The sequence below is a fragment of the Sphingorhabdus sp. EL138 genome, from assembly GCF_945882965.1.
Classification (GTDB): Bacteria; Pseudomonadota; Alphaproteobacteria; order Sphingomonadales; family Sphingomonadaceae; genus Sphingorhabdus_B.
In genome coordinates this window covers 1-13,833 of the sequence record NZ_CAMCWY010000032.1, presented here as the reverse complement: position 1 = coordinate 13,833, position 13,833 = coordinate 1, and the positions used below count along the sequence as shown (strand labels likewise).

The following is a 13,833-nucleotide window of genomic DNA, read 5'->3' as shown; positions in this document are numbered from 1 at the left end:
TGGTGAGCCCTGCTGGGTTCGAACCAGCGACCTACTGATTAAAAGTCAGTTGCTCTACCGACTGAGCTAAGGGCCCCCGCTTTGAACTATCATGGGTTCAAAGGAGAGCGCTCCCCCTAATGGCGGTGGGGGGTGCGGTCAAGCGCCTTTGGTCGGTTAAATCGTGATTGCAGGTGACGAATGTTAAGGCCCGACACGGGGTCGCGCCAATCGGGGGCAATCATGGCGGCAGGCGTGAGGACAAAGCCGCGTGAACGCAGGCCAGGATGCGGAATGAAAAGCGCTGGATTGCTGTCTACCCAGTTGCCGCCGGACCATAAAAGAATGTCGAGGTCCAACACCCGCGCGCGCCAGCTTTGGCCACGACGGACGCGTCCAAAATGGCTTTCGATTTCGTGCAAGCGGGCAAGCAGTGCAGGCGGATCAAGTGCGGTTGCCACTATCGCAGCCGCATTGGCAAAGCGGCGTGACGATGGCCCCATCGGGCTTGACTGAATGATGGCCGAATGTGCGAACACATCAATGTCATCCATCTCCAGCGCAGCTATCGCGTGCGGGATGATGCGGTTTGGTGTGCCAATGACAGGATGTGGCTGATTTGAACCTATGCCAATAAGATAGAGATGCGACAGATCAAATATCCTGGGCAAGGCGGGTGTATAATGCGGGCCTGCGGTCGCGGAAAAAGCCCATGCTGGCGCGGTGCGCACGGGCTAGGTCTAAGTCAAAGGTCGATACCATTATGCCGGTTTCAGCGTCGTCCAGGTCGCAGACCACATCGCCCCATTCATTGGCGATGAAGCTGGTGCCGTAGAATTTTTGCGCCGTCTGACCATGGTCGTCTTCGCTGCCGACCCGGTTAGCCGCAATGACGGGCATACAGTTCGATACGGCATGGCCAATCATCGCCCGCCGCCACATATGCCGTGTGTCCAATGTCGCATCCTGCGGCTCGGCACCGATGGCTGTGGGGTAGAATAACAATTCAGCGCCCATCAATGCCATCGCCCTCGCACATTCGGGGTACCATTGGTCCCAGCAGATGCCGACGCCGATGCGCGTGCCGAATACGTCCCAGACCTTGAACCCGGTATTGCCGGGACGGAAATAATATTTTTCCTGATAGCCGGGGCCGTCGGGAATATGGCTCTTGCGATACACGCCCATGATTTCGCCATTGGCGTCGATAATCGCGATGCTGTTGTAGAAATGCGCGCCGTCGCGTTCGAAGAAGCTGGCGGGGATAGCAACATTAAGGCGCTTGGCGAGCTTAGCCATGGCCCGGACCGCAGGATGTTCGAAGGTTGGCCGCGCGAGCGCGAAATGCGCTTCTTCCTGCGTTTTGCAGAAATAAGGCCCTGAAAACAATTCAGGCGGCAGGATGATTTGCGCGCCCAAGTCGGATGCCTGCGACACAAGGTCACTCACGGAATCAATGTTTTCGGCTTCGCTAGCCGACAAAGGCAGTTGCAACGCGGCGACGGTGATATCTCTGGTCATGCCGCGTCTATAGCCGCACCCCGAAACGTGCCGCAATCATGATTGTCGCCAAACGGCATATTTTGTTCAGCGCCGCCGCCGCCGCAAAATCTTCAATCGCGTTTTTGGAACAGCAGGGTCATGCGATCAGATTCACCAATGCCTTCATATTTCGCGCGATCGACATCCTTCAAACGCAGCGCAGGCGGCAATGTCCACACGCCATCTGGCCAGTTTGCGCTGTCCTTGGGGTTGGCGTTCACTTCGCTTTTGGCGACAAGTGCAAAGCCATGGATTTTCATGAAGTTGATGATGTCGGCTTCGCGCATATAGCCTTTGCTGCCGTCGGTGTAGCTGAACGGTGCATCTGCCTTGGCGCGGTGCTGTTCGATGCCGATAAGGCCTTCTGGCTTCAGCAGGTCACGCATTGCCTTTATTTCGGCGTCGGCGATGTTCCAGTTCATGATGTTGTGCATCATGCGCATGATCAATATGCGGTCGAACGTTCCTTTCGCGCCTTCGGGCGTTTCGCTTAAGGAAAAGGCATTAAAATCAGCGGCTGGCCGGCCGGATACGGCGGCAACGTCGGAAGGAAATTTGCCAACAGCCGAGGCAATGCCTTGCTTTTGCTGGTCACTGAAAAAGGTTTTTGTTCCGAAATACAGGCCCGTATATTTGCCATTTTCGTTGATATAGCGGCCAAGGATGCGCGATACCCATGCGCCGCCGGGGGCATATTCACCAATCACATGATCGGGGTGAAGGCGGAAAAATTCAAACGTTTCGGCAGGGTGGCGATATTTGTCCCGTTTTGCGTCATTTGCCCGTGCCGGATCCGCAAGGATTTGAGCAAGCCGATCCTGATGCGCCTTATGCATTTTGTCATGGTCGGCCATCTTGCCACCATGGTGGTCAGCGAGCGCGGGAACGGCCAAAGTGGCGGCTGCGAGGGCGAATAGAAAAGCTTTTTTCATGAGAAATCCTCTTCTTGGTTGCGTGCTGTGTAGACTATTCGAGTCTGGAATTTAAATACAATCAAATTGGCACTTGTTGGCTTGAGCAATGAAAGCTGCCGCCTCCGGTCAACACTGCGTCCGCCATGACACCGACAATTTGTCGGTCCGGGAACAATGTCGCCAAAGTGGCAATGGCTGCATCGTCATCCTGCACGCCATAGATCGGCACGACAATTGCGGCATTGCCTATGTAGAAATTCATGTAGCTTGCCGGAACGGCTTCTCCATCTTGCAAGAAGCGCCCGACCGAAGGCATGAGGCTAACCCGGCACCCAAATGCTTCTGCGCGTTTGCGGGCATCTTCAAAAACGGCTTCATTGGGGTCATCTTGCCCTGCGCCTTGCGGAATGAGGATGTGGTTTACCCCCACAAAGCGGGCGAGATTGTCGATATGCCCATCGGTGTGATCATTCGCCAAGCCATCGCCTAGCCAAAGCAATCTTTGTATCCCAAGGTCATCGCGAAGCCGCGCTTCAATTGCTTCCTTATTGAGCGTAGGATTACGGTTAGGGTTCAACAAGCAATCGATGGTGGTCGCAGCCAGACCATTGCCGTCGACATCGATTGAGCCGCCTTCCAATATCCAATCAGCCTTCGTGACGTCCAATCCCGCAGCAACGGCGAGGTCACTGCCAACGCTTTTGTCGCCGGGATAATCAAAACGGCCACCCCAGCCGTTAAAGCCGAAATCGCGTGCGATACGCAGATTGCCCTCCTGCACGATGATACAGCCCGTGTCGCGCAGCCAGATGTCCCCTATTATGCGCTGTTCTACATGGACCCCGCTGTCCACAAGATCGGTGGCAATCATGGCGGCTTCGGCGCTGCCTGCGATCACATGGACACGCTCGCCACGGCCAGAGGCATGGACGGCATTGGCAAATGCGGCAATCTGCTGCTGGGCGCGATGCAGTGGTTCACCCCAGGCATCCGCCGAACTTGGAAAGCCAATCCAGACCGATTCATGGGGCGCCCATTCTGCGGGCATGCGAAACGCCATGGGATTATTTCGCGCTGCGGCTTTTGTCGCGAACGGCGCGGAATTCATCTCCCTCGTTCCAGTTTGGCCATGCATTGGTCATCGCAAGCATCCGGCCAACCCGGTAATAGAGGTTCAGATCGGACATCACGCCTGACCAATCCCATTTTTCGTCAAATTCATCGCCGGGGGCGTGATATCGTTTCTTTTCATAGTCATCTGCCGCTGCCTTGGCCGCTGCTTTTCCACCAATGACTAGATCATCGCCGCCTTCGAAATATACCATCGGCACGCCAAGTTTGGCGAAGCTGAAATGGTCGGAACGATAATAGAAACCTTTTTCCGGGGTCGGCTCCATTTCGGGTGTTCGGCCTTCTGATTTCGCCGCTGCTTCCAAATAAGTGTCAAGTTGCGACTTGCCCTTGCCAATGACGGTCAGGTTCTTGGCGGGGCCGGACATCGAAATTGCATCCATATTTACGCCGCCAACGGTTTGGGACAGCCGGAATATCGGGTTTTCGGCATAATATTTGGAACCGAGAAGGCCGCTTTCCTCGGCAGTGACCGCAAGGAACACGACCGACCGGTCTGGCGCGCCGGCTTTGGCATAGCCCTCCGCAAGCGCAACCAGCGCGGCTGTCCCCGTGGCATTGTCCACGGCGCCGTTGCAGATGTCATCGCCATCCGCCGCCGCCGTGCAACGCCCCAGATGGTCCCAATGCGCGGTGTAAAGCACATATTCATCGGGCCGTTTAGTGCCCTTCATCACACCAATCACATTCTTGCTGGCCTTGCGCGCGATGTCGTTATCAAAGCTAAGCGACGCCGTCAGGTTCAAGGGTACGGCCTTGAAGCCTTTCTGCTTTGCTGCGGCCATTTGCTTTTCCAGATCCTGGCCAGCTGCGGCAAAAATGTCCTTGGCGACAGATTTCTGAATCCAGCCATTGGCTTGAGTCTGGCTTTTGCCGCCATCTTTGGATTGCGCGAGGAACTGTGTGCCCGTCCAACTGGAATTGACAACGTTCCAACCATAAGCGGCAGGCGCAGTGTCGTGGATAATCAAGACGGCCGCCGCGCCCTGACGCGCTGCCTCTTCATATTTGTAAGTCCAGCGGCCATAATAGGTCATGGCTTTGCCACCGAAGGGGCCTTCTAGGCTATCATTTTCGAAGTCGGGGTCATTGACCATCACAACGACGGTCTTGCCCTTCACATCAGCGCCCGCATAATCGTTCCAACTCTTTTCCGGAGCGACAATGCCATGGCCGACGAAAATCATGTCGCTTTGCTTGATGTCGGTTTTGGCGGCCTCGCGATAGCTGCCGATGACATATTCACTGCCATAGGCAAAGGACGTGGCCTTTCCGTTCCGGTCGGCAATGCTTAAGGCCGAGACGTTTTTCGCGGTGATTTCGATCAGGGGGACGTCCTGTGTCCAACTGCCATTATTTCCCGGTTCAAGTCCTGCCGCTTTGAACTTGGAAATCAGGTGCGCGACGGTCTTTCCTTCGCCAATCGACCCAGGCGCACGACCCTCATACGCATCAAGCGACAACTCGCGGGTGACGTCCTTCATTGTCTTTTCTGACAAAGCAGGGACCTCGACCTGTGGTAATGCCGAAATGTCCATATCCCGCGATGCCGTTTTCTGACACGCGGAGGTAAGGACAAGCGCGGCAACAAGGGCGAGCGAAAACAGGCGCATCAAATTCTCCTAAAGGAAATATTATTGCGCGCACTGTGCCAGACCCGTTCGCGCGGCTCAAATGAAAAAGGCGGCCACAGGGACCGCCTTTTTCGTAAATTTGATTGGAAGATTAACGCGAATAGAATTCGACGACCAGATTTGGCTCCATCTTCACAGGATAAGGCACTTCATCAAGCGTGGGCACGCGTGCGAAGGTTACCTTGTCGTTGCCATCAACGGCAACATATTCAGGAATGTCACGTTCGGCGAGGCCTTGCGCTTCGATAACCAATGCCATTTCCTTGGCCTTTGGCCCCAAGCTGATGATGTCGCCAACGGCAACCTGACGGCTGGCGATATTGCACTTCACGCCATTGACACGGATATGGCCATGGCTGACGATCTGGCGTGCCGCAAAAATGGTTGGTGCGAACTTGGCGCGGTATACGACCATATCCAAACGACGCTCCAGCAGACCGATAAGGTTCTGCGACGTATCGCCCTTCATGTTGCTGGCTTCTTGATAGGCGCGCTTGAACTGCTTTTCAGTTACGTCGCCATAATAGCCTTTGAGCTTCTGCTTGGCGCGCAGCTGGATGCCGTAATCAGACAGCTTGCCTTTGCGGCGCTGACCATGCTGACCTGGGCCATATTCGCGCTTATTTACCGGAGATTTTGGACGGCCCCAGATATTTTCACCCATCCGGCGGTCAAGTTTATACTTCGAGCTTTTGCGCATCGACATATTCAGTCTCCAATTGCTAACAACGTTGCTTCCGGTACCGCGCGACACATCTGAAATGTGCCGGACACCTGCTTCACCGGAATGCAGGGTCGATTGCGAAGCGGCGCCTATGGCCGTTGACGGGCGTTATGTCAACATCTGGCTCGACTTTACCTTGGCTGAATCGTAAAGGCGCTGCCATGAGCAGAACAGTCAGCCCAATTGAACCCGTCAAATGCAATGATATGACCGAAGTGCGAGCGGGCGTTGATTGGGTTGATGCGCAATTGGTCGAGCTTCTGGCCGTTCGCTTCGCGTATATGGACGCCGCCGCCCGGATTAAAACAGAACGCAACGCCGTCCGCGACGAAGCACGCAAGCAACAGGTTCTCAAAAACGTCCACGACGCGGCAAGTGGCTCAGGCATTCCGGTCGAGGTGGTTGCTGACCTATGGGAGCGTTTGGTTGAGGCTTCTATCGCTTACGAACTCGATATTTGGGATGCCAATAGCGCTTAATAGCGTGCCAGCGGTTTTCTCAAGTGGTCCTGACCCTAAACTTCGGGCGATCGCCGTCTGTTCAACGTTGTGAGCACGCCGCGTAATGTCCTGACCTCAAGCGCGTTCCATGCTGGCTTCGTTAGCAAATTGCGCAACGTGCGGCGGGTGACTGGCGCGCGGTCAATGGGCGTGAAATAATTCAGCGGCTCCAGCATGGCATCCAACTGTGAAATAAGGCCGTCCAATTCGAACTGCGTGGCAGGAGGTTCCAAATCTGTTTTGGGCGGACTCGCGAGCGTCTGTGTTTTTGACCATTCATACGCGCACAGGATTACTGCCTGCGCCAAGTTCAGTGAACCAAATTCAGGATTAATCGGCACCGTGATGATGGCGCGGGCAACATTGACTTCGTCGCTTTCCAAGCCTGATCGTTCGGCCCCGAACAATATCGCGCTTCGCACTGTGTTGCCGAATATCTCTCGGGCAGCCACTTCGGGCGTGATAACCGGCTTCGTCACACCGCGCTTGCGCACTGTTGTGGCATAGACATGTGCAATGTCTGCGGTTGCCTCCGCCAGTGTCGGAAAAACTTGGGCATTGGCCAACACAATGTCCGCGCCCGATGCCGCTGGTCCTGCATTGGGGTTGGGCCATCCATCGCGCGGGGCGACAAGACGCATTTCGGTAAGGCCGAAGTTGAGCATAGCGCGGGCCGCCTTGCCGATATTTTCGCCCAATTGCGGACGGCAAAGAATGATGATGGGCGGCGCGGTCATTTCTGCGCCGCTTCGACCACGCTTCCGGCGAAATCTTCAAAATCCTTGGCTTCGCTAAAGTCCTTATAGACCGACGCAAAGCGGATATACGCAACGCTATCAAGCGCCTTCAACCCATCCATGACGAATTCGCCAATGCGTTTGGTTTCGATTTCGCTTTCACCCAGGGTTTCAAGCTGTCGCTGTATCGCCGAGGCAAGTTTTTCGATTTGCGTATTGTCCACCGGACGCTTTCGGCACGCGACTGACAGCGAACGTTCCAGCTTCTCCCGGTCGAACGGCTCGCGTTTACCTTCGCTTTTGATCACCACCAGCTCACGCAGCTGAATGCGCTCAAAGGTTGTGAAGCGCCCACCGCAACCCTCGCACTGCCGCCGACGGCGGATTGCGCTATTGTCTTCAGTCGGACGGCTGTCCTTTACCTGGCTATCGTCATGTCCGCAGAATGGGCAGCGCAATTATTTCTCCTGATTCTTTTTCTTGTTCACATGCCGGTACGCGACAATGCCTGCACCAATCAATGCACCGGTGGCAAGTCCGATTGGGGCGATAATGCCTGCGGCTGCACCAATCGCTGCGCCGCCAGCGACTTTCTTTACGGTGTCTTGATCGGCGAGATGCTTACCGGTGTGAAACGCATCCTTGGTCGCGCTCCACAGCTCGTCCACAGCCTCACCTACATAATGCCGTGCCTGATTGGGTATGCTTTCGGCGGCCCGTTGTTCAGGCGTTTTTGCACCACAATTGGCACAAAACTTCGCGCCATCGCCATATGCCGCATCACATTCGTTACAAAATCCCATGGTCAATTCCCTTCTGTGTATTAGATGGGTAAGGCACCTGTGTAATTCAAGATGGGTAAATTGGGAAGCGGCTGCACAATTCGCGGACACGAAGACGGACCTCGGCCTCGACCGCCGCATCGCCATGCTCGCCCTTTTGACGCAAGCCTTCAAGAACGTCAGAGATCATGTGGCCGATTTCCCGGAATTCAGCGACGCCAAAGCCGCGTGTCGTTCCGGCAGGCGAACCAACGCGGATACCGCTGGTTTTCATCGGCGGTAGCGGATCATTGGGAATGCCGTTTTTGTTGCAAGTGATAGCCGCGCGCTCCAACGCCTCGTCGGCATCGCGTCCGGTAATGCCGAGCGGGGTCAGGTCGACCAAAGCCAAATGCGTATCGGTGCCACCGGAAACCAAATTAGCACCGCGTTCATGCAGCGTTGCGGCCAGAACCTTCGCATTGGCAATCGTCGCTGCGGCATAAGTTTTGAAATCTGGGCGAAGGGCCTCACCAAAGGCGACAGCCTTGGCGGCAATGACATGCATCAATGGACCGCCTTGGAGGCCCGGGAAGACCGCAGAGTTGACCTTCTTGGCGATAGCCTCATCATTGGTCGTAATCATGCCTCCACGAGGTCCACGGAGCGTTTTATGCGTGGTGTTGGTTACGACATGCGCATGCTCGAGCGGGTTTGGATGAACGCCGCCAGCAACCAGGCCAGCAAAGTGCGCCATATCAACATGGAAGATCGCGCCGACTTCGTCAGCAATAGCGCGGAAGCGTGCGAAATCGATGATACGCGGATAAGCGGAGCCCCCTGCAATGATGATTTTTGGACGATGTTCTTTGGCAAGCCGCTCAACTTCGTCAAAATCAATCAAGTGGGTTTCTGGATTCACGCCAAACTGCACCGCGTTGAACCACTTGCCTGACATGGCGGCCTTTGCGCCGTGCGTCAAATGGCCCCCTGCATCAAGGCTCATGCCCAATATCGTGTCGCCTGGCTTTACGAGCGCCAGCATGACTGCGCCATTGGCCTGCGCGCCGGAATGCGGCTGGACATTGGCAAAGCCAGCGTTGAACAGCTTCTTGGCGCGTTCAATGGCTAGAGTTTCAACTTCGTCCGAGGGCGCACAACCCTGATAATAACGCTTGCCGGGATAACCCTCGGCATATTTGTTGGTGAAGACCGACCCCTGCGCTTCAAGCACAGCCTTTGACACAATATTTTCGGACGCAATCAGTTCAATCTGGTTCTGCTCGCGGTCCAGTTCATGGGTAAGGCCGGCAAACACTTCGGCATCGGTTTCAGCCAAGCCGCGTGTGAAAAAGCCGTCTGGCTGAACATCGGAAAGATCGTGTGCGGGGCGCGTGCTCATGCTGGTTCCTTAGTCATGATGGGGTTGGATAATTTATCAACGCGCCGTTGGTGCCGGTCACCACCAAATTCGGTTGAGAGAAATGCATCAATACAGGCCTTTGCCATTTCAATTCCGATCAGGCGCGCGCCCATGGCAATGACATTGGCATCATTATGTTCACGCGACAGGCGGGCCGATAGTGGTTCAGATACAAGAGCGGCGCGCGCGGCAGGGTTGCGGTTCACGGCAATAGAAATACCAATGCCGGACCCACATAAGGCAACGCCGCGTTCCGCCGAACCATCGGCTATCGCGTTTGCAAGCCTGTATCCGTAATCGGGATAGTCCACTGAAGCTTCATCATGGGGGCCAAGGTCGTCGACATCATGTCCGGCAGCGCGCAGATATTCAGCTAGCGCTGATTTCAGGGCAAGAGCAGCATGATCTGAGGCGATGGCGATACGCATGGCACGTCCTGTAGCAGCTTGAGTCGAACTAGGATCCCCCTATGGGACCAAGCCGCAAAAGGCCATGCCGAATTTCCGTGATTGCGCAGCTTATCCACCGTCTTTATGGACGCGATTATGATCAATGCCATATTGTCCATTGCCCTGCTTTCGGCCTTCCTGCTGCTTTATGGTGCAACGAAACGCTGGCGGCGGGATGGCGCTAGCCAGCAAATGTGGCTGATGGTCGCGGCGGCCTTGGTTATAATCGCCAATGTGGCGATTTGGGTGGTGCCTGATGAAAAGGGGCAATCACTGGTAACAGGCGCAGTCGAACAACGCTGATTATCTCACGCAGAGGCGCGGAGGACGCGGAGGTTTCCGTGCTGTCATTCTGAACTTGTTTCAGAATCTTAATAATGAGAGTTCTCAGAAATAAGACCCTGAAACAAGTTCAGGGTGACGTTGGATCAATACCTCTCCGCGCCCTCTGCGCCTCTGCCTGAAAAAATCACTTAATCGGACAGTTCGGGTCCAACCGGAAATCGAGATAGCCGTTCACCGATGCCATCAGCAATTCCATTTCATTTTCGAAGAAATGGTTTGCGCGTGGAATTTCGTCATGATGGATGGTGATGTGCCGCTGGGTGCGGAGTTTATCGACCAACTTTTGCACCGCATTCGGGTTTACGACTTCGTCATTCACGCCCTGAATGATGATGCCCGATGAAGGGCAGGGCGCCAGAAAGCTGAAATCATACATGTTGGCTGGAGGCGCTACCGAGATGAAGCCACGAATTTCCGGGCGGCGCATCAAAAGTTGCATTCCGATCCACGCGCCAAAGCTGAAACCGGCGATCCATGTGGTGGAAGCTTCGGGGTGGAAGCTTTGGACCCAATCGAGCGCGGACGCTGCGTCAGACAATTCACCTATGCCATTGTCAAATTCGCCTTCGCTTCGGCCAACGCCGCGAAAATTGAAGCGTAAGACGCCAAAACCGCGCGCCACAAAGGTTTTGTAGAGCTGTTGCGTGATGCGGTCGTTCATTGTCCCGCCCGCTTGCGGGTGCGGGTGCAGTATCATTGCAATTGGTGCTCGTGGGCGCGGCGGCGGCGAAAAACGGGCTTCAAGGCGGCCTTCTGGACCAGGAATAGCAATGGCGGGCATATAAATGTTCGATTCTAAGAATGTGTGCCGAGCTTTACCCGACGGTTCGGGCTTTGCAGGAACTGCAAGCGCTATATAGAAGCAGTGACGATTTTCGCAACTGTCATGGAAACTATGCCCGACCAAACCCGCATCTATCTTGATCATGCCGCCACGACGCCCGTGATTTCGGAGGCGCGCGCGGCGATGGCCGAGGCGATGGGGCGTTGGGCCAATCCGTCGTCGCCGCATCAAGAGGGTAGGGAGGCCCGCTTTGCGCTTGAGGACGCACGCAGGCGGATTGCAGCCGCGCTGGATTGGGATGGCGAAGTCATCCTGACGAGCGGAGCCAGCGAAGCGATTGCGCTTGGGCTTCGGGGCACGGCCGCAGTGGCGAGTACAGTGGAGCATGATGCGGTGCTGGCGGTGGCTGGGCCAAACCGTTTGCCGGTAGGGGATGGTGGACAGGTCGATATCGGGGCGATTATTGGCAACGCACGATTTGCTGTTCAATCGGTGAACAATGAAACCGGCGTTATCCAACCCATGGCCGAGATTGCGGGCGCTGTGCGGGACGTTGGCGGCATATTCTTCGCCGATTGTTCACAGAGCGCTGGGAAACTGCCGCTCCCCGATGCGGATATGATTGCGGTGTCAGCGCATAAATTGGGCGGGCCGCCTGGCATGGGCGCATTGCTCGTGCGCAATCTTGGATTGTTGTCACCGACGGGGGGTCAAGAGCAAGGCTATCGACGCGGGACGGAGAATTTGCCGGCTGCGATCGGATTTGCAGCGGCGCTTGAGGCGGGGTTTTTGTGGATGGAAAACGCGGTCCGCCTACGCAAAATATTGGAAGACGCTATTGTCGAATCTGGCGGCGTTGTCATTGCGCCGGAAAGCAACCGGCTAGCGACCATCGGCAGTTACCGGATGCCGGGCATTGCCGCATCAAGCCAGCTTATCAACTTTGACATGGCAGGGATCGCGGTTTCTGCGGGTAGCGCCTGCTCATCGGGTAAACTTAAAACCAGCCATGTGCTTGGCGCGATGGGATGGGATGATAGATCTGCCTCCGAAGTCATCCGCGTCAGCTTTGGCGTTGATACTGATGACGCGGACGTCGGGCGCTTAATCGATGTCTGGCGCAGCATCGCCGCTCGCGCAAAAGCCGCATGATATATCTGGACTATCAAGCCACGACGTCGCTCGCGCCCGAAGTCTTTGCGGCAATGGAGCCTTGGTTAAAGACCGGATTTGCGAACCCGCACAGCGCGCATGCACCGGGCAGAGCGGCGGCCGCGGCGGTTGAATTCGCCCGTGATCAAGTGGCGGCTTTGTTGCCGCCCGGTGGGCGCGTTATCTTTACCTCCGGCGCTACAGAAGCAATTAATCTGGCGATTATGGGAACTGGTCTGCCGGTGAGCGCCCCAGCGACCGAGCATGCTGCGGTTTTGGATTGCGTGCAGCATTTGGGCGGTATTATCCTCCCCATCGACTTGCGATGGGGAGGTGGCAGTTGCCTTGCAACTGACGGAGGGGCTTCTTCAATATTGGGACAGGTTGCATCCAGTTCCCCTTCACCGCTCGACCTTGTCGAGCGGTCCCCCTCGCCATCGCAAGTCGATGCGGCGTTGCTCGCCATCATGATGGTCAACAACGAGATTGGAACCATTCAACCTATTGCCGGTCTCGCCGCTGCCGCCCATGCCCAAAACAAGCTTTTCCTTTGCGATGCCGTGCAAGCTTTTGGCCGTATGCCTATTCCGGACGGCCCCGATATGATCGCAATATCCGCGCATAAAATTCACGGGCCAAAGGGCATCGGCGCGTTGTGGGTGCGCGATGGCGTGTCACTGGCTCCACAAATGCTGGGCGGGGGGCAAGAGCAAGGCATGCGCTCCGGCACGCTCTCACCTGCTTTATGTGTCGGCTTTGGCGCTGCGGCGAAATTGGCAGCAGAACGGATGGAAACGGACGCCGCGCATGTCTCCGCTCTGTGGGACCGCGCTTTGGCCGCGTTCGCTGACTGGACCATCAATGGCGCAACGACGGGGCGCTATAAAGGCAATCTTAACATTCGCCGGGAAGGCGTTGACGCGGCGCGGCTGATCTCGGAGTGCCGGGACATTGCCTTTTCTGTGGGGAGCGCTTGTGCCAGTGGCTCCGGTCGCCCAAGCCATGTGTTGCGCGCAATCGGCCTTACTGACGCGCAGGCAAAATCTTCCATCCGCTTGGGCTTTGGCCGCTATACGACGGCTGAAGAGATTGATATTGCAGCCGAGGCCATCAATTGGGCAGCAGAGGCGATGTTATGATCACAGTCACGTTCATCAATGCCGACGGCGAATCGCTGGAGGTTCAAGCAGTCGATGGTCGGAGCCTGCTCGACGTCGCGCAAGCCGCCGGACAGCCTTTGGAGGGCGCCTGCGAAGGCCAAATGGCGTGTTCCACCTGCCATGTCGTCATTGATAAGGATTGGTTCGACAGGCTCCCCCGCGCGGTTGAGGATGAGGAGGATATGCTTGACCTCGCTAGTGGCGCACGACGCACGAGCCGCCTGTCTTGCCAAATCATCCTGACGCCCGAACTTGACGGGTTGAATGTCCATGTTCCGGCGGAAAGCCGAAATATGCAGGGTCTGTAACCACCTTCACTTCCCATTCACGAAAAAAGGCCTATATGGGTCGTTGCCGGGTTCGCCCGGCTATGGTGATAAATTGCGATGTGCAATAGGTGCAGCGGACCCGGGGGCGGTACCCGGCAGCTCCACCAAAATCTCTGTTTGTCAGAGGTCTTGGAGGGGCTGAACTAGGATCGACGTGCGTTGAAAAGCATTGTTTTTGCCCGGCATGAATAAGCCGTGAAATGGTTCATAACCAATAGGTGCAAACGATAACTCAGCACTTGCTCTCGCAGCGTAATTTTGGGCCTCAC

At 56.0% G+C, this 13,833-nt stretch carries 18 protein-coding genes, 1 tRNA gene and 1 other RNA gene; 7 read left to right on the top strand and 13 right to left on the bottom strand.

Features of this window, described 5'->3' with window-relative positions:
• The 7 genes from Q0N43_RS11235 to rpsD all read right to left on the bottom strand — a co-directional run bounded on the left by Q0N43_RS11235 (position 1) and on the right by rpsD (position 5,906).
• Positions 1 to 76: transfer RNA gene (locus Q0N43_RS11235), tRNA-Lys, on the bottom strand.
• 40 nt (positions 77 to 116) lie between these two features.
• Positions 117 to 650, bottom strand: coding sequence for a 2-amino-4-hydroxy-6-hydroxymethyldihydropteridine diphosphokinase (gene folK, locus Q0N43_RS11230; protein ID WP_295446385.1), 534 nt, complete (start codon positions 648 to 650; stop codon positions 117 to 119).
• Positions 634 to 1,500, bottom strand: a complete 867-nt coding sequence (aguB, locus tag Q0N43_RS11225) for an N-carbamoylputrescine amidase (protein WP_295446383.1) — start codon at positions 1,498 to 1,500, stop codon at positions 634 to 636. Before aguB ends, folK begins: the two co-directional genes overlap by 17 nt.
• 92 nt (positions 1,501 to 1,592) lie before the next feature.
• Complete coding sequence (locus tag Q0N43_RS11220) at positions 1,593 to 2,453, bottom strand: methyltransferase (protein ID WP_295446382.1); 861 nt, start codon at positions 2,451 to 2,453, stop codon at positions 1,593 to 1,595.
• Between the two features lie 61 nt (positions 2,454 to 2,514).
• On the bottom strand, positions 2,515 to 3,495 hold the full coding sequence (locus Q0N43_RS11215; protein ID WP_295446389.1) for an agmatine deiminase family protein: 981 nt from the start codon (positions 3,493 to 3,495) through the stop codon (positions 2,515 to 2,517).
• A gap of 4 nt (positions 3,496 to 3,499) precedes the next feature.
• Positions 3,500 to 5,179 carry a M28 family metallopeptidase gene (locus Q0N43_RS11210; protein WP_295446380.1) on the bottom strand — a complete coding sequence of 560 codons (1,680 nt, stop codon included), beginning with the start codon at positions 5,177 to 5,179 and terminating at the stop codon, positions 3,500 to 3,502.
• A gap of 112 nt (positions 5,180 to 5,291) precedes the next feature.
• A complete protein-coding gene (gene rpsD, locus Q0N43_RS11205) occupies positions 5,292 to 5,906 on the bottom strand; it encodes a 30S ribosomal protein S4 (protein WP_295446378.1) in 615 nt (204 codons plus the stop codon).
• A 13-nt stretch (positions 5,907 to 5,919) separates the two neighbouring features.
• Between rpsD and Q0N43_RS11200 the strand changes: the two genes are divergently transcribed.
• Both Q0N43_RS11200 and Q0N43_RS11195 read left to right on the top strand, forming a co-directional pair.
• Positions 5,920 to 6,075, top strand: coding sequence for a hypothetical protein (locus Q0N43_RS11200; RefSeq protein WP_295446376.1), 156 nt, complete (start codon positions 5,920 to 5,922; stop codon positions 6,073 to 6,075).
• 10 nt (positions 6,076 to 6,085) lie between these two features.
• Entirely contained in the window at positions 6,086 to 6,403 is a 318-nt protein-coding gene (locus Q0N43_RS11195; protein WP_295446374.1) for a chorismate mutase, read from the top strand.
• Between the two features lie 35 nt (positions 6,404 to 6,438).
• On the opposite strand, the gene Q0N43_RS11190 is transcribed toward Q0N43_RS11195, so the two are convergent.
• From Q0N43_RS11190 to rpiB, 5 genes are read right to left on the bottom strand one after another with little or no spacing between them, the layout of a single operon-like run.
• On the bottom strand, positions 6,439 to 7,161 hold the full coding sequence (locus Q0N43_RS11190; protein ID WP_295446372.1) for an RNA methyltransferase: 723 nt from the start codon (positions 7,159 to 7,161) through the stop codon (positions 6,439 to 6,441).
• Positions 7,158 to 7,619, bottom strand: coding sequence for a transcriptional regulator NrdR (gene nrdR / locus Q0N43_RS11185; RefSeq protein WP_295446370.1), 462 nt, complete (start codon positions 7,617 to 7,619; stop codon positions 7,158 to 7,160). The genes Q0N43_RS11190 and nrdR overlap by 4 nt, the downstream gene beginning before the upstream one ends.
• Positions 7,620 to 7,964, bottom strand: coding sequence for a zinc ribbon domain-containing protein (locus tag Q0N43_RS11180; protein ID WP_295446368.1), 345 nt, complete (start codon positions 7,962 to 7,964; stop codon positions 7,620 to 7,622).
• Between the two features lie 46 nt (positions 7,965 to 8,010).
• A complete protein-coding gene (gene glyA, locus Q0N43_RS11175) occupies positions 8,011 to 9,324 on the bottom strand; it encodes a serine hydroxymethyltransferase (RefSeq protein WP_295446366.1) in 1,314 nt (437 codons plus the stop codon).
• Positions 9,321 to 9,773, bottom strand: a complete 453-nt coding sequence (gene rpiB / locus Q0N43_RS11170; RefSeq protein ID WP_295446364.1) for a ribose 5-phosphate isomerase B — start codon at positions 9,771 to 9,773, stop codon at positions 9,321 to 9,323. Before rpiB ends, glyA begins: the two co-directional genes overlap by 4 nt.
• Positions 9,774 to 9,878: 105 nt before the next feature.
• Here rpiB and Q0N43_RS11165 point away from each other — a divergent pair, with 105 nt between their 5' ends.
• The gene (locus Q0N43_RS11165) at positions 9,879 to 10,097 is read left to right on the top strand and encodes a hypothetical protein (protein WP_295446362.1); all 219 of its coding nucleotides are present in this window, start codon (positions 9,879 to 9,881) and stop codon (positions 10,095 to 10,097) included.
• Positions 10,098 to 10,263: 166 nt separating this feature from the next.
• Here Q0N43_RS11165 and Q0N43_RS11160 read toward each other — a convergent pair whose 3' ends face one another.
• A complete protein-coding gene (locus tag Q0N43_RS11160) occupies positions 10,264 to 10,920 on the bottom strand; it encodes an alpha/beta hydrolase (protein WP_295446387.1) in 657 nt (218 codons plus the stop codon).
• 114 nt (positions 10,921 to 11,034) lie between these two features.
• On the opposite strand from Q0N43_RS11160, the gene Q0N43_RS11155 reads away from it, so the two are divergent.
• The 4 genes from Q0N43_RS11155 to ssrA form a co-directional block, all read left to right on the top strand.
• Positions 11,035 to 12,075: an aminotransferase class V-fold PLP-dependent enzyme gene (locus Q0N43_RS11155; protein ID WP_295446360.1), complete on the top strand. Its 1,041-nt coding sequence runs from the start codon at positions 11,035 to 11,037 to the stop codon at positions 12,073 to 12,075.
• A complete protein-coding gene (locus Q0N43_RS11150; RefSeq protein WP_295446358.1) occupies positions 12,072 to 13,214 on the top strand; it encodes a cysteine desulfurase family protein in 1,143 nt (380 codons plus the stop codon). Before Q0N43_RS11155 ends, Q0N43_RS11150 begins: the two co-directional genes overlap by 4 nt.
• Positions 13,211 to 13,543 carry a 2Fe-2S iron-sulfur cluster-binding protein gene (locus tag Q0N43_RS11145; protein WP_295446356.1) on the top strand — a complete coding sequence of 111 codons (333 nt, stop codon included), beginning with the start codon at positions 13,211 to 13,213 and terminating at the stop codon, positions 13,541 to 13,543. The genes Q0N43_RS11150 and Q0N43_RS11145 overlap by 4 nt, the downstream gene beginning before the upstream one ends.
• Before the next feature lie 6 nt (positions 13,544 to 13,549).
• Positions 13,550 to 13,833, top strand: a transfer-messenger RNA (tmRNA) gene (gene ssrA / locus Q0N43_RS11140); the annotation flags it as partial.

Coding starts and splice junctions, on each gene's coding strand:
- aguB (WP_295446383.1), bottom strand. CDS start 1,500: ATGACCAGAGATATCACCGTCGCCGCGTTGCAACTGCCTTTGTCGGCT.
- Q0N43_RS11220 (WP_295446382.1), bottom strand. CDS start 2,453: ATGAAAAAAGCTTTTCTATTCGCCCTCGCAGCCGCCACTTTGGCCGTT.
- Q0N43_RS11215 (WP_295446389.1), bottom strand. CDS start 3,495: ATGGCGTTTCGCATGCCCGCAGAATGGGCGCCCCATGAATCGGTCTGG.
- Q0N43_RS11210 (WP_295446380.1), bottom strand. CDS start 5,179: ATGCGCCTGTTTTCGCTCGCCCTTGTTGCCGCGCTTGTCCTTACCTCC.
- rpsD (WP_295446378.1), bottom strand. CDS start 5,906: ATGTCGATGCGCAAAAGCTCGAAGTATAAACTTGACCGCCGGATGGGT.
- Q0N43_RS11195 (WP_295446374.1), top strand. CDS start 6,086: ATGAGCAGAACAGTCAGCCCAATTGAACCCGTCAAATGCAATGATATG.
- Q0N43_RS11190 (WP_295446372.1), bottom strand. CDS start 7,161: ATGACCGCGCCGCCCATCATCATTCTTTGCCGTCCGCAATTGGGCGAA.
- Q0N43_RS11180 (WP_295446368.1), bottom strand. CDS start 7,964: ATGGGATTTTGTAACGAATGTGATGCGGCATATGGCGATGGCGCGAAG.
- glyA (WP_295446366.1), bottom strand. CDS start 9,324: ATGAGCACGCGCCCCGCACACGATCTTTCCGATGTTCAGCCAGACGGC.
- rpiB (WP_295446364.1), bottom strand. CDS start 9,773: ATGCGTATCGCCATCGCCTCAGATCATGCTGCTCTTGCCCTGAAATCA.
- Q0N43_RS11165 (WP_295446362.1), top strand. CDS start 9,879: ATGGACGCGATTATGATCAATGCCATATTGTCCATTGCCCTGCTTTCG.
- Q0N43_RS11160 (WP_295446387.1), bottom strand. CDS start 10,920: ATGCCCGCCATTGCTATTCCTGGTCCAGAAGGCCGCCTTGAAGCCCGT.
- Q0N43_RS11155 (WP_295446360.1), top strand. CDS start 11,035: ATGCCCGACCAAACCCGCATCTATCTTGATCATGCCGCCACGACGCCC.
- Q0N43_RS11150 (WP_295446358.1), top strand. CDS start 12,072: ATGATATATCTGGACTATCAAGCCACGACGTCGCTCGCGCCCGAAGTC.
- Q0N43_RS11145 (WP_295446356.1), top strand. CDS start 13,211: ATGATCACAGTCACGTTCATCAATGCCGACGGCGAATCGCTGGAGGTT.